The following is a 21331-nucleotide window of genomic DNA, read 5'->3' on the forward strand; positions in this document are numbered from 1 at the left end:
AAAAAAGGTCGGGCTAGCCCGACCTAAGAGTTAGTTCGCGGACCGGGCGCACGCCGCGCCCAGTGCCTATCAGTATTTAGAAATTGGCAACTTGGGGCGGGGCCTTGCTGGCCTTATCGGCGAGGCCGATAAAGTCCGCCATTATATAGCCCGCTTCATTCAAAATTGGATCTTTTTCCAACTTGATCTCTACAGGACCACCAATGTTAGCCACCTCTTCAGATTCGCTTTCTTCGTATGCCTCAAAGTTCTCGTAGGGTTCAAGGCCTTTAGCTTTGCGGCGACGGTTTTCCATATCCAGCAATCGCTGATTAACGGACTTGCGCTCATTCTCTCTAGTTGATTCGTTGAGAGAGACATACTTCTTGTCAGCCCGCTCAGCGTCGAACTTGAACTGATCGCGCAGGAAAACAAAATCTGGATCTGTTTCCGTGCGCTTGTTGTGCTTGGTAATCAAGTTCGGGATCAGCATCTTCAAGTTGAAATACTTCGCATGAGGCACAGCGTGGATACGGTCCCAGGGCAGGGCAGTATCGTAAGCACTTTCACCGACATTTTCGGCATCAATCAACTGTGGCATATCGATGTCCGGCTTCACACCCGCGTGCTGTGTGCTGTCTCCGGAAACCCGGTAGAACTTGGACTGGGTAATTTTCAACTGGCCTTCCTTCAAGGGAGCCATAGTTTGCACAGTACCCTTACCAAATGATTGGTTACCTACCACCAGGCCGCGGTTGTAATCCTGGATTGCACCGGCAAAAATCTCGGATGCAGAGGCGGATAAGCGATTGATCAATACCATCAGCGGCCCGCGGTACATGGCGCGGGAGCGCGAGCGGTTATGGCGGGAAATCTGCTCATTGGCGTGGCGGATCTGCACAACAGGGCCCTGATCAATAAACAGGTCTGTGAGCATGGTGGCTTCTTGCAGTGAACCACCGCCATTGTTGCGAAGATCCAGGATAATACCGTCAACTTTCTCCTCTTTAAGTTCACTCAGAAGACGGGCAACGTCTCGCGTGGTGCTCTTATAGTTGGGGTCGCGGCGGCGATAGGCATCGAAGTCGATATAGAAGGTCGGCAGGTTAATCACACCGATCTTGTAACTCTTACTGCCGTCAGAGAATTCAAACACTGCCTTCTTGGCCGCCTGATCTTCAAGCTTCACTTTGCTGCGCTTGATCAAGATAGTCTTGTGAGTGCCGTCACCACCAGTGGGGATGGTCTCCAGGCGAACATAGGTACCGGCCTTGCCGCGAATCAAGTCGACAACATCATCCAGGCGCCAGCCCACTACATCGACCATTTCGCCTTCTTTATCCTGGCCAACACCCACGATTTTATCGTTGGGCTTGATCTTGCCGGTGCGGTCGGCTGGACCACCGTGTACCAGGCGAGCAACTTTGGTGTATTCCTCGTCTGCCTGTAGCACAGCACCGATACCCTCCAAGGAGAGGGACATGCTCATATTGAAGTTTTCCAATGAGCGCGGTGACAGGTAATTGCTGTGCGGATCGTAGAGACGAGTCAACGAATTCATATAGAGCTCAAAAACGTCGTCGCTCTTCTGCTGCTCGAGGCGCTTCTTTTGGCCTTTGTAACGGCGCACAAGAAGGTCCTGGATTTCCTCATCGGTCTTACCGGTAAGGCGAAGATTCAGGATGCTGCTCTTTAAGCGCTTGCGCCACAGCTCATCTGCAGCGCTGATCGAGTTGGGCCACTGGCTTTCCTCTCGATCCAGCTCAAGAGTCTCTTCCCGAGAAAAGTCATAGGCGGGCAGGCCTTTCTCTAGTTGGGACAGGATGTTATCTAGCCGATCCCCCATACGCAGGCGGAAACGATTGTAGATACTGAACCCAGCGGTGACATCACCAGCGCGAAGCTGGTCATCCATCTCCGCTTCCCACGCGCGGAATTCGTTGATATCAGAGGCGAGGAAGTAACTTTTAGTGGGGTCGAGTGCATCGATATACTCGTTCCACAAGTTCTCGGACATTTCGTCGCCGATTTTGATTTTGTTGTAGTGCAGCATTTCAAGCTTGCTGACTATCTCTTGTGCAGTACCACCTTGACCCTCTTCGGGGGCTATTCGCTCTGGCTCTGCCAGAACACTTGTGGAAAGAAGGCCAATGACCAAGAAGCCGGAAAAGTAAGCGGCGATCCGATTGGTAAGCATAGGGAGTCTCTTTATACGTCCTACTTCATAGGCGTCCGGCCCTTATGGCTCGGCGACCTATAGCTTAGGACAAGTATAAAGGCTGAAAGCTCCAAAGGGCATGAAATACCTCTAATCAGAGATGGATCTTTTTCTTCAGTGCCGGATTTAGCAAAATAGCTTTCCCATTCGATGTCAAATTGAGGCATTTTTTCTCGTTTTGAAGGCTTGAGTATGTATGGTCATCATAACTATTGTGTAACTGCAACTGTAAAAAAGCGTTAAAAACAATCACTTTGACTAATAGGTCAGCACCACTTTGGTGACTTTGAAGGCTTTTAGGGTCATGAAGTTGCACCAGTTACCAACTTATTAATTCGAGTGAGCGCTCCTCGTCTAAAAGTGTCGCTCCAATAATCTCTGTGACCGCAAAAATGGCGTTTTGATTTTGGAGCAACAGGCGAATATCGGGCGAGTGCCAGTAGTTGTATCTGCGAGTTGTGTTTTTACCACTTGGTCGAAACAGTGGTAGCAAGGATCTCTCCTATGAAATTTGATCTTTCACGTGAAGAAACCATTCAAAGCGCTGCAAAGGTTGCCGGTGATGTCAATTTGGTTGTCTCCAATACGGGCGTAGTGAAGCTATCGACACCCTTGGACGATGATGTTGTGGGGAGCTTCAAGTATCAGATGGAGGGCAATGTTTACCCACTGATAAACCTGGCCAAAGCGTTTGGCCCTGTTTTGAAATCTAATGGTGGGGGTGTCTTTGTCCAAATGAACTCACTGGCATCCATCAAAAATTTTCTCCCATTTACTGGTTACTCCGGCTCAAAGGCGGCTGCCTATGCAGTAACTCAGGGTTTGAGGGAGGCCTGGGTCGAGCAGGGGACTCAAGTTATCAGTGTTATTGCTGGTCCAATCAAGACGGATATGGCCGACTCCGCAGGCATGGGAGAGGGAGCCCCTCCAGCGAGCATCGTCTTCGATGGCATTATGAAGGCACTAACAACGGGTGATTTTTTTGTTTATCCAGATGAGATGGCTCAAGAGGTCGCAAAAATTTACGCTCCCTTTGCCAAGAGCGTACTTGAGATCGAAAGCTAACTTAGAACCCAGGAGAGGATCGGGCAATGTTACTAGATACACCAGTATGTGATTTCGGATGGAAAGCCCCAGACTTTACTTTGAAAGACCCTGGCGGCAAGAGCTTTCGAATGTCGGACCATCTGAGAAGCAAGGGGCTGTTGATTGCATTTATCTGCAATCACTGCCCCTATGTTCAGGCGATTGCAAATCGTTTAGCTGAGGATGTGCGAGAACTACAAGGGCTGGGCATTAATGTTCTGGCCGTTATGTCAAACGATTATCGCGATTACCAGATTGACAGTCCTCCTTATATGGCGAAGTTTGCCCGAGACCATGGGTTTACTTTCCCCTATTTGGTTGATGAAGATCAGTCCGTAGGGAGAGCTTACCAGGCGGTATGTACACCAGACTTCTTCGGGCTGAATAAGGATGGAGAGCTCCAATATCGAGGCCGAATCGATGATGCGGGAATGGGAAACCCGGCAGGCCGAACCAGGGAGCTGGTCAATGCAATGAAGTTGATCGCAGAGACTGGGGCAGGGCCGGAAAAGCAGCAGCCAAGTATGGGGTGCTCTATTAAATGGAGTGGTAACTATATCTGACATAGGTTGCTAGCTGACAGGAATGCTTTGGCGAACATAAAGCACACAAAACTATAAGAAAACACTTTAATGTAGTTAGTTAACCTATTGATTATAACGAATTAATGAAAAGTTAATGTAGTTTGTTAAGTGGCGGGTGCCAGAAGTGTGACACCCGCTTTCTTGTTTACTCAGTAAGCTGGCGGGTCATGATGATGTGGTCAATATTGTAACCATGCTTTGTAACTGCCAGGTCTAGTAGATAATCTGTAATAGCTTCATCCAGCTGGGGAGTGCGGCTTAACAGGTAGAGGCTGGAGCGGTCCGGATCACCAACGAGTGACCACTGATAGCCAGGATCTAGCTCTAGTATCCAGTAGTCGCCGGCAGCTTTACCCTCAAAGAAGGTGATAGCAAGTTTACTGTTCGTCTCATCAATGGGGACTCCAGTGCCCTGAACACTGATAGGGAACCCATATTTTGGGTGTAAGATTCGACAAAAATTGAAAACGCTGATAGATCCATCATCATTGAGGCCGTAGTCCGCTGTTACCGCAGTACAAGCCGGCTGGAAAATTTGCGGTAGCCGGGCAATCTCATACCACTTGCCGAGATACTGATTCACATCGACATAGGGAACCGTTTCCAGTTCATCATCTGCCAGAACGGCCTGGGTACTGAGTACAAACAGTACAATTCCTATACCTCTCAATAAGCTCTTCATTTCCTTGCTCCTTGTGTTCGCAGTTTTTTAGGCCGCCAGCTTCATAGCTGAGCGACAATCTCTTTACGGGGATATAACTGGAACGGATTAACCAAGTTCTGTGTTTAATCTGAATTTCAAAAAAGTGTCACCTAGGTGAATGAGCTGAGGTCCTAGAAGTTGACAGAAGGCCAGCCTTTGCTAAGTGGTGATAGATAGGATTTGTTTGAGGCTGACCATGGCTAAAACGGTAGACGTAGACGTCCTGGTATTAGGGGGCGGAATTCAAGCGATTTCATTGTTGCGAGAGCTATCAACAGATTTTTCTGTGCTGGCAATAGATCAGGGGTTAGACGATGCTGAGTCGTTACACTTTCATGGCTATTTCTCCTCAGGCTGGAATGCGGCACACCCAAGTGCGGCAAAGGCTTACTTAAAGGCCGCACAGTTTTGGCGCACACAACTGGAGAGCGATGGTGTTGATAGCCACATAACAGATTTCTATGCCGCGCTTCCCCGAGAATTTTTAGATACTGTCGAGCCCAACTGGATTGCGGCGGGTATTCCAGTGGAAGAGGTGCCGATTCCAGCTCCACTGGTAACAACTAGCTTGCCGTCGCATCAGTGCTTTCGATTTGCTGATGACCTTATGTTTGACGGCGCTGAAGCCTATCGACGTTTTAGTGCTCCTGTTAGCGAGAAGTTGGTGAAAGGGAGTATCCGAAAATTCGACAAAGATAGTGGTGGCGTGACTGAGGTCTCTGCCGATATCGGTGGTAGTTCCCACCAAATAAAACCCCAGTTGGTTCTCTCAGCATGCGGGGCGGGCAATGCAGCAATACTCGAAAGTCTTGGAGTGCCAGCTCAAGGTGTGCGGGATAGCCAAGTTGTTCGGCCCCTACATATGTTGCTGGCTAAGGGTGCTAATACCCCTCCAATCTCAGCCTTCCTGATGGACATGGTAGTGGCATATCACCCGCTGGAAAGTGGAGAGGGACTTTGGATACTCACCCTCAATCCAGAGCACCCCAGATTTCGCTCTGGTGTGGTTGACATGAGGGTGGCCCCGCCCATAGAGAGGGCGTTAATCCGGGATACCCTGGATAGATTGGCAAATTGTATGACCGGGTTTGAGGATTGGGCAGCCGGCTGCCATTGGGGTGTTTACGCAGGTTGGAAAACTGACGCTCCAGGGCCGGATGGGGATGCTCTTGTGCAGTTAAACTATCCGCGTCCATACCACATCCACAGCTTTGATATAGCCAATTTCTTGGCGGTTTGGCCGAATCACTGGGGTCTCGCCGTGGAGGCTGCAAAGGAGGCCGGGAAATGGGTACGCTCAAAAGCTAAGCCTCGTCATTTTCAACCTGAAGCGATAGGTAGCTTGCTGCCGCAGTCAGTTGATCATCAAACTATTTGTAATAAATGGCAAAGCGATGAATTGAAGTGGCACTCTTGGGCTGAGTTTGTCCAGAAAATGGGCCTGCCAATCAGGTGATTTGCTTAGTATTTCAGCGTCGAGCCATCAGTCTATGAGTCCAACAAGGCGATATTAACAACGTATTTCGCTTGCAAAGACATTTTTTTTCTGTATCTTAAATTGAAATGTAACCGGTTACATTCTGTTTCAAACGGTGGAGTGCTACGAAAACCGCGATCTGGAAACAGCGTGTCCGCTTACAAAACACGGAAATAAAAATAAATAGGCTGTTTATTCAGCTGGTTCATTGAGTGGCCCGAGGGGATGGGGTTTGGTTAAAAAAATAAGAATGGGCATGGTTGGTGGTGGAGAGGGTGCTTTTATTGGTGCAATCCATCGGATGGCAGCAGCTCTCGACGGTGAGATAGAGCTAGTCGCCGGCTGCTTTAGTGGCGATTCCGAACGCAGTCGTAAAACTGGTGAAAAGCTGGGGCTACACCCGGAGCGGATTTACCAAAGCTATCAACAGATGTTCCAAGAGGAATCCCGTCGCAGTGCTGATGATCGAGTTGAATTTGTATCTGTAGTAACTCCCAACCATCTCCATTTACCCGTTTCTATTGCTGCGTTGCGAGCGGGATTCCATGTCCTCTCCGACAAGCCAGCCGCTTCCACTTTGGAAGAAACACTTGAACTTAAAAAGGAAGTGGAGCAAAGCGGGCATCTTTATGGTTTGACCCACACTTATGCTGCTTACCCTCTGGTTATGCAAGCGAGAGCAATCCTGGGCAGGAGAGAGTTGGGGTCTATTCGACGAGTTACCGTTGCCTATCCGCAGGGGTGGCTGGCACTAGCCGGTGATTCCACGGGAAGTAAACAGGCGAGTTGGCGAACAGATCCTGCACGTTCGGGAGAAAGTGGCTGCTTTGCGGATATAGGCACCCATGCTCATCATCTGGTGGAGTTTTTTACTGGCCAGCATATTTCTGAAGTCTGCGCAGACGTGCAAGCGGTAGTTGATGAAAGAGCGTTGGATGATGACGGTGCAGCGCTATTTAAATTAGATCAGGGCGCTCGAGGAACACTTACAGCCAGTCAAGTCTGTGGAGGAGAGGGGAACAACCTGAATATCAGCGTTTACTGTGAAGACGGTTCGCTGTTTTGGGAGCAGGAAGCCCCAAACCAATTGCAAGTAAAGCGCAGGGGGCAGCCTGTGGCGATTTGGAAAGCCGGTGCGGATTGTGAGTATCTGGATGGAGACGTCAGGTCTTTCTGCCGGACACCTCAAGGGCACCCGGAGGGCTATATAGAGGCCTTCGCCAATATCTATCGCGATTTTGCTGGTCAAGTCCGAGGCCGCCGCGAGGGGGTAGTTTCAAAGAACAGTCCTGCCGTTGGCAACATTGATGCAGGTGTTCGCGCAATGGCATTTGTGCGCGGTGTGCTGGAGAGCAGTCGCGCAAAATCCTCATGGGTTTCCCTGGCGCCTTATTGGAAGTGAGTGGCTAGGTCCAACCTCACAGAATTTAGGTATCTCTGGCAGGGTGGGCGTCCGGCAGCTAGTACGGCACAGGGAGGTGCCGGTGTCGGCCTGCGGCCAGTTACCTTTTGAAGAGTTTTCTCAAAAGGTGCAAACCAATCGCTTGGAAAGGGTTGGTTGCAGAATTAATAAGTACAGCAGTAAAAAGGATAACAATAAATGAAGGCACCCAGAATTCAGGGGCCCGGAATTTTTCTCGCCCAGTTTCTCCCATCGAGCGAACAGCCAGCTTCGCTTGAATCTATGGCTCGTTGGGCATCAGACCTAGGGTACAAAGGCATCCAGGTTCCCACTTGGGACAAGCGGATTTTCGATCTTGAGCTGGCCAGTAAAAGCCAAGCTTACTGTGATGATGTACTGGGAATCTGTGAGGAGGCTGGGGTACAGATTTCTGAATTATCTACGCATTTGCAGGGGCAGTTGGTCGCAGCTCACCCAGCCTATAAGGAAATGCTGGATATTTTTTCTCCAGAGGCAGTACGCGGAAACTTGCAAGCCCGTGCAGAGTGGGCGAGCAATCAGTTAGTTCTTGCCGCTCGGGCCAGTGCCAACCTGAAGCTCAAATCCCATGCAACTTTCTCCGGCGCTTTACTCTGGCACACTTTTTATCCATGGCCCCAGCGCCCAGCGATGTTGGTTGAAGAAGGTTTTCGCGAACTGGCCCGTTTGTGGCGTCCGATATTGGATGTGTTTGACAGCGCGGGGGTCGATGTCTGCTATGAGCTGCACCCCGGTGAAGATCTGCATGATGGCTTGACCTTCGAGCGGTTTCTTTACGATGTGGAAGATCACCCTAGAGCCAATATCTTGTATGACCCGAGCCATTTGCTTTTACAGCAAATGGATTACCTGGCCTTTATCGATATCTATCACGAGCGAATCAAGGCTTTCCATGTGAAAGATGCGGAGTTTCACCCGAGTGGAAGGGCTGGAGTATACGGCGGTTACGCCCCCTGGATTGACCGGCCCGGTCGCTTTCGCTCCCTGGGGGATGGTCAGGTAGATTTTCGTGGGATTTTTAGCCGACTGACCCAGTACGGTTACGATCGCTGGGCGGTATTGGAATGGGAGTGTTGCATTAAGGATCAACAGCAGGGGGCCAGCGAGGGTGCGCCATTTATTCGAGAGCACCTGATAACCGTGGCTGACAAAGCTTTTGATGATTTTGCCGGTGCTGAAACAGATCGCGCTCGAAATCGTAGGATTTTAGGGCTGGACTAGTTTTTGCCAATCCCAGTGAACAACGAATAACAATAAATCATGCGGAGACTGGATAGATGAGTACACAGACAAAGGCTTTGCACAGGAACGTCTTCCTGATAGGAAATCTGTCAATCTTTATGATTGGCCTTGGGTTTGCTGTGAGGGCTTCGATCGCCGGCAACTTACAGTCGGATATTTATGATCATATTGATCTTGCCAACTCCACCGCAATGCTTGGAGAAGCGCTTGGATTTACCTTTACCGGGTTTGCGCTAACCCTGCTATTTGGCAGCGCATTGGTAGATTTGGTCGGTATCAAGCGGATGCTAATGCTCTCATCGATAGGCTATGTATTGGGCAGCCTGCTTATTATTACAGCATCCTTGGTAACCCCGGGGGAGGGTGTCGAGAATCTGGTTCTTGCGGGGCTGTTACTTACCGGTTTGGGCTGGGGGGCAGTGGAGGCCGCCAGTAACCCAATGGTTGCAGCGGTTGATCCTGAAAATAAAACTCAGCGCCTAAATGTACTACATGCCTGGTGGCCTGCCGGGATTGTGGTGGGCGGATTACTTGGGTTAGCCATTTCTGCGCTTGAACTTCCCTGGCAGTTGAACCTGATTGTTTTGGCCCTACCGGCTGTGGTCATGGCGTGGCTTGTGTCCAGAACAGAATTCCCGGTAACTGAACGGGTTTCTTATGGCATCAGTTATGGCGAGATGTTTAAAGAAGTTTTCAGGCAGCCGATGTTTATCGTGCTATGGGTCTGTATGTGGCTAACCGCTGCAACAGAGCTGGCTCCAGGGCAGTGGGTTGACCTGACGCTCTCTCGAGTAGTCGGTATGAAGGGCATTCTCATTCTGGTTTATGTCAGCATGTTGATGTTTGTAATGCGCCACTTTGCCGGACGGCTGGCCAAAAAACTCTCTCCCATTGGACTCTTGTGGCTCAGTAGTTTACTTGCAGCTGTTGGCCTCTATTGCTTAGGAATGGCGAGAACCCCGGTAACTGCATTCTTAGCGGCAACAGTTTGGGGCATCGGTGTCTGCTATATGTGGCCTACCATGCTCGCTACGGTATCCGAGCGTTTTGTACGCGGCGGCGCACTGTTTTTGGGGCTGCTGGGGTTTGCTGGGGGAATGTCTATTCAGTTCGTACTGCCGAAACTTGGAGAAATTTTCGACAACGCCAAGATTGAGGCTGCCGGTGGTTTGGAAGCCTTTGAAAAGTTAACGGGCGATGAACTGGATGCTGTGTTGGCAACTGCCTCTATCGAATCATTCCAGTCACTAGCCGTGGTTCCCCTTATCTTGCTGCCGATTTTTGCGTTTATCTGGTTTTGGGATCGCAGGCAAGCAGCGAGCAAAGTGCAAGGTGTCACTGTAGTAGGCAACCAGTAGGCGTTTTCCATTTGTGCGAAAATAGTCGACTACTAACAACAAAGTAACGGAAAAGTATGTCAAACATTCGCGAAGTTGCACGTCGCTCCGGTGTTTCCGTCGCGACCGTGTCCAGAGCCCTGAAAGACCCGCAAATGGTTTCTCCGCGGACCAGGGAGCGGGTGCTGAAAGCGGTGGAAGAGGCCGGCTATCGGCCCAACATGTTGGCGAGAAACTTTAGTTCCGGTAAGTCATTTGCGGTGATGGTTCTGGTCCCAAATATCGCCAATCCATTTTTTTCCAAAGTTATCCGAGGGATAGAAAAGGCAGCTCAAGACCAGGGCTACTCCGTATTGCTGGGAGATACCAAGGGCGAACCAGCTCATGAGCAGTTCTATGCGGGAATGGCGCTGACGAATCAGGCAGATGGGCTTATTCAACTGGATAGCCGCTATCCATTTGCAGAGAAAGATGCAGCTTTGGCAGCGTCGATTCCAATGGTAAATGCGTGTGAGCGCATTGCTGAAGACGACCGCTATCCGGTTGTTGAACTGGATAATTCCGGCGCGGCGCAAGCCATGGCTCGCCATTTGATCGAGTTGGGTCACCGCCGGATCGGCATAGTGACAGGCCCACTTAATAGTCCGATTGTGCGTGATCGCCTGGCCGGTTTTGAGGAGGAGATGCAACGGCACGGTCTCGAGTTAAATTCTGACCTGGTTGTAAACGGAGAATTCACTATGCCGTCTGGTGCGGAGGGTGCAAAAAAACTGCTCTCTTTAGCCAGTGCGCCTACCGCCATTTTTTGTATGAATGATGAAATGGCTATTGGTGCTGTTCATCAAGCGAAGGAAATGGGTTTGCAGGTGCCTGCGGATGTGTCGGTGGCGGGCTTCGATAATATTGAGTTTTCGCAATTTACGGACCCGCCCCTGACAACAATTGACCAGCCCGCAGAGAAGCTGGGCAGATATGCGATGGAAACCTTGCGCCGCATTATTGATGGAAAACAGTTAAAAGCGAGCCGAACTATTTTGCCCTTTGATTTAGTGGCAAGGGGAAGTACGGCCCGCTATCAGGATTAATAAAGTGCGTATGTAAAACCATCGCGGCAAACTGATTAGATAAACACCAATTCATGTGGAGATAACAACGATGAAAAAATTCACTGGGACAAAATTTTGCACGTCTTTACTGGCCTCTGCAGCACTACTAGTCACACTAGGGGGTTGTGAGCGGATGCCGGAAAAGTCCGATATGCAAGCGGATAAGGACTGGAGGCATTTATTCGACGGTAAAACGTTGCAGGGTTGGACCGGTGCCAATGGCTCCCATGTAGGAGAGGCCTGGCAGGTCGTTGATGGCAACCTGGTGCTCACTGCGGGTGGAGCAGGGGATATCGTCACTGCAGAGAAGTTTTCTGATTTTGAGCTGGAACTGGAATGGAAGATATCTGAAGGCGGCAACAGCGGCATCATTTATCGGGTAGCTGGTGGCAATGCACCAGTCTGGATGTCAGGTATGGAATACCAGGTACTTGATAACAGTGCTTTTCCCGAACTGGAAAAACTGAGCCACAGCGCGGGATCAGTCTTCGACTTGTATGCACCCAGCGAAGATGAGGTAAAGCCGGCAGGAGAATTCAATAAAACGCGTATTCGAGTGGAGAATGGTCGGGTTGAACATTGGCTGAATGGAAGCATGATTGTCAGCTATGAACTCTGGTCTGAAGATTGGGATACACGTCTTGCCAACAGTAAGTTTTCCTCTTACCCCGATTTTGCCCGTAGTGAGAGCGGCTTTATTGCTTTACAAGACCACGGCGACAAAGTGTGGTACCGCAATATCAGAATTCGGGAGCTGTAAATCATGGGTATTTCAGGCGTGGGTATTTGGCAGGTACTTATTGTTCTTGTGTTAGCGGTTCTACTATTTGGTAGTGGCAAGATCCGCCGTCTGGGAGAAGACCTTGGAGGAGCGATTAGTGGTTTCCGCCGCTCATTGCGTCAAAGCGATAAGGATGGCACTAGAGAAGATTCCCCAGGTAACTTGTCTGGCAATCTACTCCAAGCTGGGGAGCGGGAATGAGGCGTAGAAATTTGCTACAGGTTGGTGCCGGCTTGGCTGCAGCTGCTTTTACCGCACCCTTGTTTGGCAATAGTGGGCGAATCATTACCAATACCCCGGGTGGCCCTGTGAAAATTTCCCTGGCCCAATGGTCCCTGCATCGGCAATTGCGAAGTGGCACTCTCAAGGTATTGGATTTCCCTATTAAGGCAAGAAAGGCATTTGCAATTGACGCGGTAGAGTATGTCAATCAGTTTTTTTCCGATAAGGCCAGGGATCAGAATTTTCTTTCAGCGTTGAAAGTGCGTGCAATAGATCACGGGGTTAAAAGCCTTTTGATTATGGTTGATGCAGAAGGTGATCTTGGCAACCCAAATACTAGCGAAAGACAACAAGCGGTAGAAAATCATTTCCAGTGGGTTGAAGCGGCCAAATATTTGGGTTGCCACTCTATAAGGGTGAATGCTGGCGGACAGGGTAGTAACAGGGAGGTTAGTTCTGCTTGTAGAGATGGGCTGCGGGCTCTCTCAGAGTTTGCCTTGGATTTTGACATCAATATTGTGGTGGAGAACCACGGTGGCTATTCCGCAAGCGGACTTTGGTTATCCCAGTTATTACAGTCAGTGGATATGCCGAACTGTGGAAGCTTGCCAGACTTTGGAAACTTTGGTGACTACGACCGCTACTTGGGAGTAGAGCAGTTGATGCCCTTTGCCCGCGGAATCAGTGCAAAGAGCTTTTCATTTGATAAGCAGGGAAATGAGACCAATACGGATTTTGCCCGGATGCTGCGGATAATTCAAAAGGCGGGTTACAAGGGGTATATCGGGATTGAGTATGAAGGCGCCGGCGATGAAGACTGGGGGATCAAAGCAACGAAAGAGCTTTTGCTGCGCTTGTCGCGACAGGGTGAACTACATAGTGAGTAAGTAATAATTATTTGGTTAAAAATGTAACCGGTTACTTGTGTTTTTTGATCAAAATATTTAGGGATTTCTGGGTTCGTTAAAAATGTTTATAAAAATTAATCTTTTTTGGTTAAAAAAACATAAGTTAGACATTAGATGTAACGGATAAGTAAAAAATTTTGGCAAAAAATGTAACCGGTTACAGATTTATCTTATAAGTTATTTAAAATTAAACGAGTAAAACAAAAATAATTGATGAAGTAGGAGAGAGGCGATGCCGAATGATGACTTCGAGAAGAAAGAGTATGACGCGCTGATTGTTGGGTCTGGTGCTGGCGGCGGTATGGCTGCCTATGTACTAGCCACTTCAGGGCTAAAGGTTCTACTGCTGGAGGCGGGGAGATCCTATGACCCGGTTAAGGAAACCCCAATGTTTAACCTCCCAAAAGATGCGCCTTTGCGTGGGGGGAGCACACCGGAAAAGCCGTTCGGTTTCTATGATGCAACGGTTGACGGAGGTTGGCAGGTACCCGGCGAACCCTACACTCAGGGCTCCAGAGAAAGAGGCCGCCGTTTTGACTGGTGGCGTGCCCGTATGCTGGGTGGCCGTACGAACCATTGGGGAAGGATTTCCCTGCGAATGGGTGAGTATGATTTTAAACCCTACTCAAGGGATGGACTCGGTTTTGATTGGCCGATCAGTTACAACGATCTCGCTCCCTACTACGATAAAACCGAGATGCTCATTGGTGTCTACGGCACTAACGAGGGGTTAGAAAACACTCCTGACTCCTCCGAAGGAGTGCTGCTGCCACCCCCGAAGCCCCGTGCCTATGAACTTCTGGCCAAAAAAGCGTGCGATAGGCTGGGGATCCCTGTAATTCCCTCTCACCTGGCTATTCTCAGTGAGCGTCTAGATCACGAAAATATTCCGCAGAAATTATTCCCGGACAATAAATTGGCTCAGGACGTCACCCGGGAATCAATGAAATCTCGCGCAGCCTGTTTTTGGGCCACGCCCTGTGGGCGCGGTTGCTCAATTAAGGCGAATTTCCAGTCCACGACTGTACTACTGCCACCGGCATTAGCGACGGGCAATCTGGATATCATTACTGATGCCATGGTGCGTGAAGTTACCGTTGATAAAAAAGGTAAGGCAAACGGGGTTATTTATATTGATAAAGATACCCGTCAGGAAAGATTTGCCAGTGCCCGCGCTGTGATTGTTGCAGCCAGTGCGGCTGAAACTTCGCGCATTCTCCTTAATTCCAAAAGCACTTTATTCCCCGATGGTATCGCCAATGGCAGCGGTGCCGTAGGGAAATACCTGATGGATACAGTGGGAGCTGGTATCGGCGGGCAGATTCCCGCTTTGGAAAGTATGCCTGCCCACAACGAGGACGGCGCATCGGCGATGCACATGTATATGCCCTGGTGGTTGTACAAGGAACAATTGCGTGGTGACCTGGATTTTGCCCGTGGTTACCACATTGAATTCGGCGGTGGTCGCAGTATGCCGGGCGCAGGTGCTTTCGGCGGTATGGGTGATTTTACCAGTGGTGCTTATGGCAAAGATTTGAAAGAAGCCTGCCGGCGTTACTACGGCTCCTTTGTGTGGTTTGACGGTCGCGGGGAAATGATTCCCAACGAGGACAGCTACTGTGAAATTGATAAGGATCAGGTAGACCAGTGGGGCATCCCGGTGTTGAAGTTCCATTGGAAATGGAGTGACCAGGAATTGAACCAGGCCGCTCACATGCACAAAACCTTTGCTGAAATCATTGAGGGTATGGGCGGTAAGGTCACCTCTACCGTGCAAACCGACGGTGCCAAGGCAATTATCAACGGCGGTGCGATTATTCACGAAGTCGGCACCGCGCGCATGGGCTCAAATCCGAAAGATTCCGTGCTTAATCCTTACTGCCAGTCTTGGGAAGTACCGAATCTCTTCCTTACTGACGGCGCACCCTTTGTCTCCAATGCTGATAAGAACCCAACCCTGACCATAATGGCGCTGGCCTGGCGCACCTGCGACTACATCGTGGACCAGTTCAAGAAGAGGAATATCTGATATGAGCGAGGAAAAGACCAACCTGGGTCGGCGCAACGCCCTGCGTTTGATTGCTACCACCGCTGCTGCAGTTCCCGTCATTGGCTGTTCTGAGAAAGTAGCGCAAAAAGTTGTAGTGAAAGAGGAGGTGCCAGCGGCTGAACCGGTAGTAAAGAACCTGGATGCCCCGAAGCAGACTCTGGCCAGGGGCACGCCGACAGATCCGGATCTTCTTAATCCCGTTGTGCCTTGGGAGATGCAGCTTGAAATGGGTGAATTAGCGGTATTGGCAGCACTTTGCGACGTCATTATTCCCGCAGATGAAACTTCTCCGAGTGCCTCTTCAGTCGGGGCTCATCACTACATCAACGAATATGTCAGCGCCCCATATTCCAATAATAAAGCGGATCTTGTCACGATTCGGGGAGGGGTTGTTTGGCTGGAGGGTGAGTCCAAGCGCAGATTTGGAGGTTCCTTTGTCGATCTGAATGAGCCTCAAAAAGTAGCCATCTGTGAGGATATCAAGTGGACTCGCACGGCAAAGCCAGAGTTTCAGGCTGGTGCTCGTTTCTTTGCCAAAGTTCGAGTTCTCGTGTCCACCGCTTTCTATACCACCGAGGAAGGTATGGCGGATATTGGTTATGTGGGTAACCGACCAATGGCGAGTTTCCCTGGAGCGCCCCCTAAAGTTCTCAAGCGACTTGGCTTGGATAGCTAAAAACGCTTTTTGCTTTAGCGCTATACGCACATATAAAAATATCGAGACAGAATTGGATCGATAAGAGTAGGGCATATTCCGGTGGCCCGGCGAATGATATGTCGGGCTTTTAGGGTGAACGGAAAGCTAGAAAAAAATAATAAAAGAGAAATTTGAGCAATGAGAGAGATACCCTTAAATACAAATCGCCAGCTAGATCTATTGAGGACGTCTGTAAGTGTTCTAGTGTTGTGCAGTGTTGTTGGTATGGCAAATGCCCAGAGCACCAGTGAATCTGGTACAGAGAGTCTGGTGCTAGAGGAAGTAGAGGTATTGGGTATTCGCCGGAGCATGGAGAAAAATCTCGATGTAAAGCGTTTTTCCAATGCGGTGGTAGACTCAATCACCGCTGAAGATATGGGTAAATTTCCCGATAAGAATGTTGCAGACTCTTTGCAGAGGGTTCCGGGAGTATCCATCGTTCGAAGCGGCGGCGAGGGTGCCGAGGTAAGTATCCGAGGAACTGCACCTGAGCTCACTTTTACCCAGCTAAATGGAAACTATATAGCCACTCCCGGCGATGATCCATCCCGATCATTTTCCTACGCATTGCTACCTTCAGCGATGATCTCCCGAGCGGATGTGTATAAAAGTCCAGAAGCAAAACTGGATGAAGGTGGGGTAGGTGGTACTGTAATTTTACACACCCGCAAGCCACTGGACCTGGATTCCGGGGAGGGCATGTTATCCATTGAGAGTACTTATGCTGATGTTACAGAGGAGTACGAACCTCAGTACACCGGTTTTTACTCATGGAAAAATGATCAGGAAACCTTTGGTGTATTGTTTGGATACTCAAAGCAGGATCGTCAGAACCGGGTAATTAGCACCTCGGTAGAAAACTGGGGTTGGCAGGGAGATGAGTCCCCCCAGGCTGGCGTAGAGGCCAGGGGGCCGATGGTGGATATCGACGGTAATGAATACCGGGATTTCTATGCGCCGCGAGCCGTTGTCGGTAGTGTATTGGAAGAGGAGCGGACCCGGGATGGCATGCAGCTAAGTGCCCAATGGCGTCCGGTAGAACAGCTGGAATTTGGTGTCAATTATTTCCGCTTTGAGCTGGGCGGCAACTCAGAGAATTATCGTATCGTATTTCCTGAGTGGAACTACGGGGATGCAATAGCGCCGGGCAGTCTCAAGTTTGATGAAGATGGTGATACTCTTCTCGGCATTGGTATGCTCGATCGCGGCCAGGCAGAGTTACAGTCTCCACAGGTAGCTGGTGACTACACTCGAGCGGAATATGTTTCGGATACGCTGGATTTCAATATCAGTTACGAGGGAGATGGGTATAGTGCTCGTCTGGTAGTCGGTAATACCAGTGCAGAGGGCGGCCCCTCTGAGAAATTGTTTGCATCAGTCAATTCCCGTTATGGCACTGCAACCGATTGGAGCTGGGATCTCAGCAGTGGTACTGCTGAAATTGATACCAGTGCAGATCTGGGAGATCCCAACACTTATCCTTTATATGACTGGTTCTCATCCCATTGGACCAGCAGCGAGGACGATGAGAGTTACTACCAGCTGGACGTTTCCATCGATATGGATTATGCCTGGCTTACCTCCCTGGATGTTGGGGTTAAGTACCGGGACCACGAGATAAACCGCCGCATCACCAAACAATCCTGGGATGATGATAATCCTCCCTGTCCAACGATTAACTGGGGTGATGTTGATGGAGCTTGTTACCCCTGGTGGCCAAGCGATTCATTCCACACTGACCCCGATGGTGTGCCCGACACAATCGATATCCTTTCAAACGGCCCTCTCGATAATATTATCGGCGGTGTGAATGTGCCAAATTTCGCTTATCTGGAGTTTGATAAGTTAAAAGAGTTTCTATACGCAACCTATGGTGACCCTAAGGTAATCGTCGAGAAAAATCAGGTTTACCGTGTTGGTGAGGAAATTACGGCTGCTTATGTACAGCAGAATTTTGCCTCGGCAGTCCTGCGCGGAAACTTTGGTATTCGAGCAGTCCAGACCAAGCAGTATGCGAGCACCTACGACAATATTGATGGGGTCTTACAGGACGAACCCAATATTCGTGACAGCAGCAATACTGATATTTTACCAAGTGCTAATATCGCTTGGGATATCTCCGATGAACTGGTTATGCGCACAGCTCTCGCCAGAGTCGTAGCGAGAGTGGAATACGATAACCTCGGTGGTTCAGAAGTGATCCACGCTCCTTTGCCCGGCTCAACAGTCAGTCAGGGGTATGCGGGCAATTCTGAATTGGAGCCTTATAAAGCTGATCAGTTTGATTTGGGTCTGGAGTGGTATTTTGATGATGCCTCTGCTGCAGGACTGACCTTGTTCAGAAAGGATATTGCTTCGTTTGTAATCAACGGTAGTTCCATGGTGACAAGGGATATCGATGGTGTTACCCGGACAGTGTCTATGTCTATGCCGGTAAATGGCACTGATGCTACCGCGCAAGGTGTAGAGCTGTTTGTTCAGTATGCCTTTGATAATGGCTTTGGAGTCTATGCAAACTATACCTTCACAGATACGGAGCTAGCTGAGATTGACTCTGAAGGTATCAAAACCAAAACAGAAATTGCCGGCACTTCGAAGGACCAGTACAACCTGTCCCTCTACTATGAAAATACCGACTTTAGCATTCGCGCTTCTTACAATTATCGCAGTGACTATGCAGACGGATTCCACAATGGCATGAACACTTTCACTGATGAATACGATCAGTTGGATGTTAATGCATCTTATCGCTTGATGGATAACCTGACGTTGACCGCCTCAATAATCAACCTTACCGAAGAGAAAGTGGATAGATATTGGGGTGAGGAAAACAGGGTTTGGGGCTCCTCATATTCAGGCCGACGAGCTTATATGGGGCTGACTTACAGCTTCTAACCTCATTGCTACCCAGTCACGCGGACACAGGGACGTGTCCGCACCTTTCTGAAAATTTTTAATTTCATATCAGTGTACTCCGTTTAGGCGCAATTGAGTATTTTATTAGCTCTCATATATCAATTCGATCTAGGAAATGTGTGCATCTTATACTAGTACTCAAGTGGAGGAGTAATTTAAAGTAGTTTGAATGGAGGGATTTATCATGAAAAGGGTATATATAGAAGACACAGCACCCTATGCTCTGGGAGTTGCTGTCGCAGTCTACACTACCTGTTAATAGAAGGTAGTTATTTTGAAAAGTGAGATGGCTCTTAAATATAGGGACGTCTCACTGGAGGGTAGTAAAAATTAATTTAGATTTCAGAGATTCTGCCTTTCTAGTTTTCTTACCAATATTACTAAATATGATGGTTAAGCGATGAAGAAAGGTTCCGCTTTATTAGATAGTTTCTTTCTCTATTTCAGTGAAAATGAAGTCATCTTGTGGGATGTTGTTCATCACGATCAGTGGGCTTTGGATAAAGAAACCCTCATAAATATTCTGGATAAATTTTACTCCGATGTGCAGACAGGAGAAACAAAGGCAGCAGATTTTCTTCAAAGTAATGGGGCCCTCATCAGTGGTGATCTAGCCCGGAAACAATGGGGTTGGGATGTACTATCTTGGTTTTACCATTATGGCACCAAGCTTTCGTTACCGCCCTCAACTGAGGACAAAGAAGGGGACAGTGAAGATCCCAGGGTATCTTGGGTAGGGCAGTATGTTGCCTACTGTAAACAAGTGCCGGAAAAGGCTAAAGGCAAGTACAATTATCCAGAAGTGGATATTCCACTGAATAGCTTTCCTACCACCAATCAGTTGGAGTCTGTGTTTGGGACCCGGTTTTCTTCACGAAAATTTGTACCGGGTACCACTTTAAAACGTGAGCTTTTGGAAAAAATACTCTTTCATTGTGTAAAATTTCGTACTTCTCCGTTTGTTGAAAAGTTTTATAAGGCCCACTCAGACAAAATAAATTATTTTGGATATTTTCGCAGCAGTCCTGCTGGCGGCGCCTTACAAGCTACAGATATTTACCTGATAGTGCACTCGGTACAGGGGATTGATCCCGGTATTTACCTCTATAATCCGATTGATCATGGATTAACCAAAGTCGGCGATGCTGTTAGCCATGATAAGATACGCCGTTTGTTGGTAGGTCAACCCTATGCCGAGGGTGCCGCAGTTAATATTTGCTTTGTATGCAAATTTAATCGTTTCTGGTCTAAGTATCGTCATTCTCGTATCTATCGGATGGCTTACCTTGAAGCGGGTCATTTATCTGAGAATATATTTCTCTACGCTCATTCCCTAAAACAAGACGTGTTTATAGCCGGCGCTTTTTATGATGAAGAGTTTGAGAGCCTATTGAAGCTGGATAAGGATAGCGCCTTGGTCTTTTTTATGGCTATTGGGGAAGGAGAGCATGCCTGTTTCCCGGTAGAGTACTTGCCTTCTGATTCAACAAAATTGGATTAATGAGTAATAGTTAAATGTTTTGCCTGAAAAAAGAACTTTGACATTGCGGTAATCGATGATTTCAGGGCCAAAATAACCAGTTTGGGATTTCCAATGAGCATAAAAGAGAAAAGGTACTTATGGTGAGGTGAAAACTGCAAAGCAGTATGCCCCACCGAAATAGATAAGGATAAGGTGCGTTAGTGCAGGGTGTTGACCAACCGTGAACTTAAGCGCATGGTGGGGGAGAAGCGGATCATATCGATTAGAGAGTCGATATAGCGTTCACCGAGTTCGCCGATATCTTCAATTCTTGAGGATAAGAGCCAAGTTTCAATCACACCGAACAGGCCACCGTGTAACATCTGCATCGCGAGGTCTGTATCAAGATCTTCGGGCAGTTGGCGCTCGGATACTGCGAGGGCAATCAGTTGTGCCATTCGCTCAAGCCCGCGGGTGCGCCCTTGCTTCATACGCAAGTGGGCTTCATTGTTCTCGGTAACCTTTTCTTCACAGGGATGGAAGATAATCTCAAGTACCTGCTGCCACTCTGGGTTACAAGCAATTTCCTGAAACAGCCACACCCAGCGGGTTCGCAGTGTACCGAGGGGATTGGCGTTGAGTTGCTCGCCGGCGTTATTACAAAGTTGTTCGCCGGGTAGTACCATGCGTTCTGTCAGAGCGAGTAGCAAACCGGTTTTGCTGTGAAAGTGGTCGGCAACAGCACCGCAACTAACTCCAGCCAGCTTTGCAACTTCAGAAAGGGAAGGGCGACACACTCCATACTCATGAAACACATTGAGCGCGGCGTTTAATATACGCTCACGGGTGGTTAAAATTTGCTCATCTCTGCGTTTGGTCATGGGGAACTGCAGCTTCTTTAATCAATTATTAGTTTCACTCTGACTCATTTTTACAGCAATTAACCGCAAACGGACAAAGGGACTTTCTGTGCAAATCCTTGAATATACTGGGTGAAAGTGCATGTTAGATGAAAATTGCACGATTATGAACAGTTGAACATGTTTCGTACGAACCCATAAAATGCCACGCTACTTTAATTGGATTTCCCTGTCACTTAAAAATTCCGCTAGCTGCCAACTT

The 21331-nt window shown here is 48.8% G+C and carries 17 protein-coding genes; 14 read left to right on the top strand and 3 right to left on the bottom strand.

Annotated elements, in window-relative coordinates; translation table 11 throughout:
• Positions 1–76 precede the first annotated feature (76 nt).
• Positions 77–2176 (bottom strand): carboxy terminal-processing peptidase, encoded by a 2100-nt coding sequence (locus ACJJIE_RS05415; RefSeq protein WP_444893825.1) that lies wholly within the window; start codon positions 2174–2176, stop codon positions 77–79.
• Between the two features lie 504 nt (positions 2177–2680).
• Here ACJJIE_RS05415 and ACJJIE_RS05420 point away from each other — a divergent pair.
• Complete coding sequence (locus ACJJIE_RS05420) at positions 2681–3262, top strand: SDR family NAD(P)-dependent oxidoreductase (protein WP_444893826.1); 582 nt, start codon at positions 2681–2683, stop codon at positions 3260–3262.
• A gap of 26 nt (positions 3263–3288) precedes the next feature.
• Positions 3289–3846, top strand: coding sequence for a thioredoxin family protein (locus tag ACJJIE_RS05425; RefSeq protein WP_444893827.1), 558 nt, complete (start codon positions 3289–3291; stop codon positions 3844–3846).
• 166 nt (positions 3847–4012) lie between these two features.
• Here the strand turns inward: ACJJIE_RS05425 and ACJJIE_RS05430 are convergent, their stop codons facing one another.
• Entirely contained in the window at positions 4013–4549 is a 537-nt protein-coding gene (locus tag ACJJIE_RS05430) for a lipocalin family protein (RefSeq protein WP_444893828.1), read from the bottom strand.
• A gap of 217 nt (positions 4550–4766) precedes the next feature.
• Between ACJJIE_RS05430 and ACJJIE_RS05435 the strand changes: the two genes are divergently transcribed.
• The 12 genes from ACJJIE_RS05435 to ACJJIE_RS05490 all read left to right on the top strand — a co-directional run bounded on the left by ACJJIE_RS05435 (position 4767) and on the right by ACJJIE_RS05490 (position 20248).
• Positions 4767–6026, top strand: coding sequence for an FAD-dependent oxidoreductase (locus tag ACJJIE_RS05435; protein WP_444893829.1), 1260 nt, complete (start codon positions 4767–4769; stop codon positions 6024–6026).
• Positions 6027–6279: 253 nt separating this feature from the next.
• Entirely contained in the window at positions 6280–7449 is a 1170-nt protein-coding gene (locus ACJJIE_RS05440) for a Gfo/Idh/MocA family protein (RefSeq protein WP_444893830.1), read from the top strand.
• A 198-nt stretch (positions 7450–7647) separates the two neighbouring features.
• Positions 7648–8709 carry a sugar phosphate isomerase/epimerase family protein gene (locus ACJJIE_RS05445; protein WP_444893831.1) on the top strand — a complete coding sequence of 354 codons (1062 nt, stop codon included), beginning with the start codon at positions 7648–7650 and terminating at the stop codon, positions 8707–8709.
• A gap of 56 nt (positions 8710–8765) precedes the next feature.
• Positions 8766–10088, top strand: coding sequence for an MFS transporter (locus tag ACJJIE_RS05450; RefSeq protein WP_444893832.1), 1323 nt, complete (start codon positions 8766–8768; stop codon positions 10086–10088).
• A 56-nt stretch (positions 10089–10144) separates the two neighbouring features.
• Entirely contained in the window at positions 10145–11152 is a 1008-nt protein-coding gene (locus tag ACJJIE_RS05455) for a LacI family DNA-binding transcriptional regulator (RefSeq protein ID WP_444893833.1), read from the top strand.
• 70 nt (positions 11153–11222) lie between these two features.
• On the top strand, positions 11223–11933 hold the full coding sequence (locus tag ACJJIE_RS05460; RefSeq protein ID WP_444893834.1) for a 3-keto-disaccharide hydrolase: 711 nt from the start codon (positions 11223–11225) through the stop codon (positions 11931–11933).
• Positions 11934–11936: 3 nt separating this feature from the next.
• Entirely contained in the window at positions 11937–12155 is a 219-nt protein-coding gene (locus ACJJIE_RS05465) for a twin-arginine translocase TatA/TatE family subunit (RefSeq protein WP_444893835.1), read from the top strand.
• Positions 12152–13063 carry a sugar phosphate isomerase/epimerase family protein gene (locus ACJJIE_RS05470; RefSeq protein ID WP_444893836.1) on the top strand — a complete coding sequence of 304 codons (912 nt, stop codon included), beginning with the start codon at positions 12152–12154 and terminating at the stop codon, positions 13061–13063. Before ACJJIE_RS05465 ends, ACJJIE_RS05470 begins: the two co-directional genes overlap by 4 nt.
• Positions 13064–13316: 253 nt before the next feature.
• Complete coding sequence (locus tag ACJJIE_RS05475) at positions 13317–15113, top strand: GMC family oxidoreductase (protein ID WP_444893837.1); 1797 nt, start codon at positions 13317–13319, stop codon at positions 15111–15113.
• Position 15114: 1 nt separating this feature from the next.
• Positions 15115–15810: a gluconate 2-dehydrogenase subunit 3 family protein gene (locus ACJJIE_RS05480; protein ID WP_444893838.1), complete on the top strand. Its 696-nt coding sequence runs from the start codon at positions 15115–15117 to the stop codon at positions 15808–15810.
• Between the two features lie 159 nt (positions 15811–15969).
• Complete coding sequence (locus ACJJIE_RS05485) at positions 15970–18726, top strand: TonB-dependent receptor (protein WP_444893839.1); 2757 nt, start codon at positions 15970–15972, stop codon at positions 18724–18726.
• Between the two features lie 421 nt (positions 18727–19147).
• Entirely contained in the window at positions 19148–20248 is a 1101-nt protein-coding gene (locus ACJJIE_RS05490) for a SagB/ThcOx family dehydrogenase (protein WP_444893840.1), read from the top strand.
• A gap of 179 nt (positions 20249–20427) precedes the next feature.
• On the opposite strand, the gene ACJJIE_RS05495 is transcribed toward ACJJIE_RS05490, so the two are convergent.
• Positions 20428–21090, bottom strand: coding sequence for a TetR family transcriptional regulator (locus ACJJIE_RS05495; RefSeq protein WP_282932751.1), 663 nt, complete (start codon positions 21088–21090; stop codon positions 20428–20430).
• Positions 21091–21331 lie beyond the last annotated feature (241 nt).

This window comes from Microbulbifer maximicatervae (SeqCode), from assembly GCF_052467325.1.

Bases quoted from the DNA above. Each gene is read 5' to 3' on its own strand.
- ACJJIE_RS05415 (WP_444893825.1), bottom strand. From the start codon at position 2,176: ATGCTTACCAATCGGATCGCCGCTTACTTTTCCGGCTTCTTGGTCATT.
- ACJJIE_RS05425 (WP_444893827.1), top strand. From the start codon at position 3,289: ATGTTACTAGATACACCAGTATGTGATTTCGGATGGAAAGCCCCAGAC.
- ACJJIE_RS05430 (WP_444893828.1), bottom strand. From the start codon at position 4,549: ATGAAGAGCTTATTGAGAGGTATAGGAATTGTACTGTTTGTACTCAGT.
- ACJJIE_RS05435 (WP_444893829.1), top strand. From the start codon at position 4,767: ATGGCTAAAACGGTAGACGTAGACGTCCTGGTATTAGGGGGCGGAATT.
- ACJJIE_RS05445 (WP_444893831.1), top strand. From the start codon at position 7,648: ATGAAGGCACCCAGAATTCAGGGGCCCGGAATTTTTCTCGCCCAGTTT.
- ACJJIE_RS05450 (WP_444893832.1), top strand. From the start codon at position 8,766: ATGAGTACACAGACAAAGGCTTTGCACAGGAACGTCTTCCTGATAGGA.
- ACJJIE_RS05455 (WP_444893833.1), top strand. From the start codon at position 10,145: ATGTCAAACATTCGCGAAGTTGCACGTCGCTCCGGTGTTTCCGTCGCG.
- ACJJIE_RS05460 (WP_444893834.1), top strand. From the start codon at position 11,223: ATGAAAAAATTCACTGGGACAAAATTTTGCACGTCTTTACTGGCCTCT.
- ACJJIE_RS05465 (WP_444893835.1), top strand. From the start codon at position 11,937: ATGGGTATTTCAGGCGTGGGTATTTGGCAGGTACTTATTGTTCTTGTG.
- ACJJIE_RS05470 (WP_444893836.1), top strand. From the start codon at position 12,152: ATGAGGCGTAGAAATTTGCTACAGGTTGGTGCCGGCTTGGCTGCAGCT.
- ACJJIE_RS05475 (WP_444893837.1), top strand. From the start codon at position 13,317: ATGCCGAATGATGACTTCGAGAAGAAAGAGTATGACGCGCTGATTGTT.
- ACJJIE_RS05480 (WP_444893838.1), top strand. From the start codon at position 15,115: ATGAGCGAGGAAAAGACCAACCTGGGTCGGCGCAACGCCCTGCGTTTG.
- ACJJIE_RS05485 (WP_444893839.1), top strand. From the start codon at position 15,970: ATGAGAGAGATACCCTTAAATACAAATCGCCAGCTAGATCTATTGAGG.
- ACJJIE_RS05490 (WP_444893840.1), top strand. From the start codon at position 19,148: ATGAAGAAAGGTTCCGCTTTATTAGATAGTTTCTTTCTCTATTTCAGT.
- ACJJIE_RS05495 (WP_282932751.1), bottom strand. From the start codon at position 21,090: ATGACCAAACGCAGAGATGAGCAAATTTTAACCACCCGTGAGCGTATA.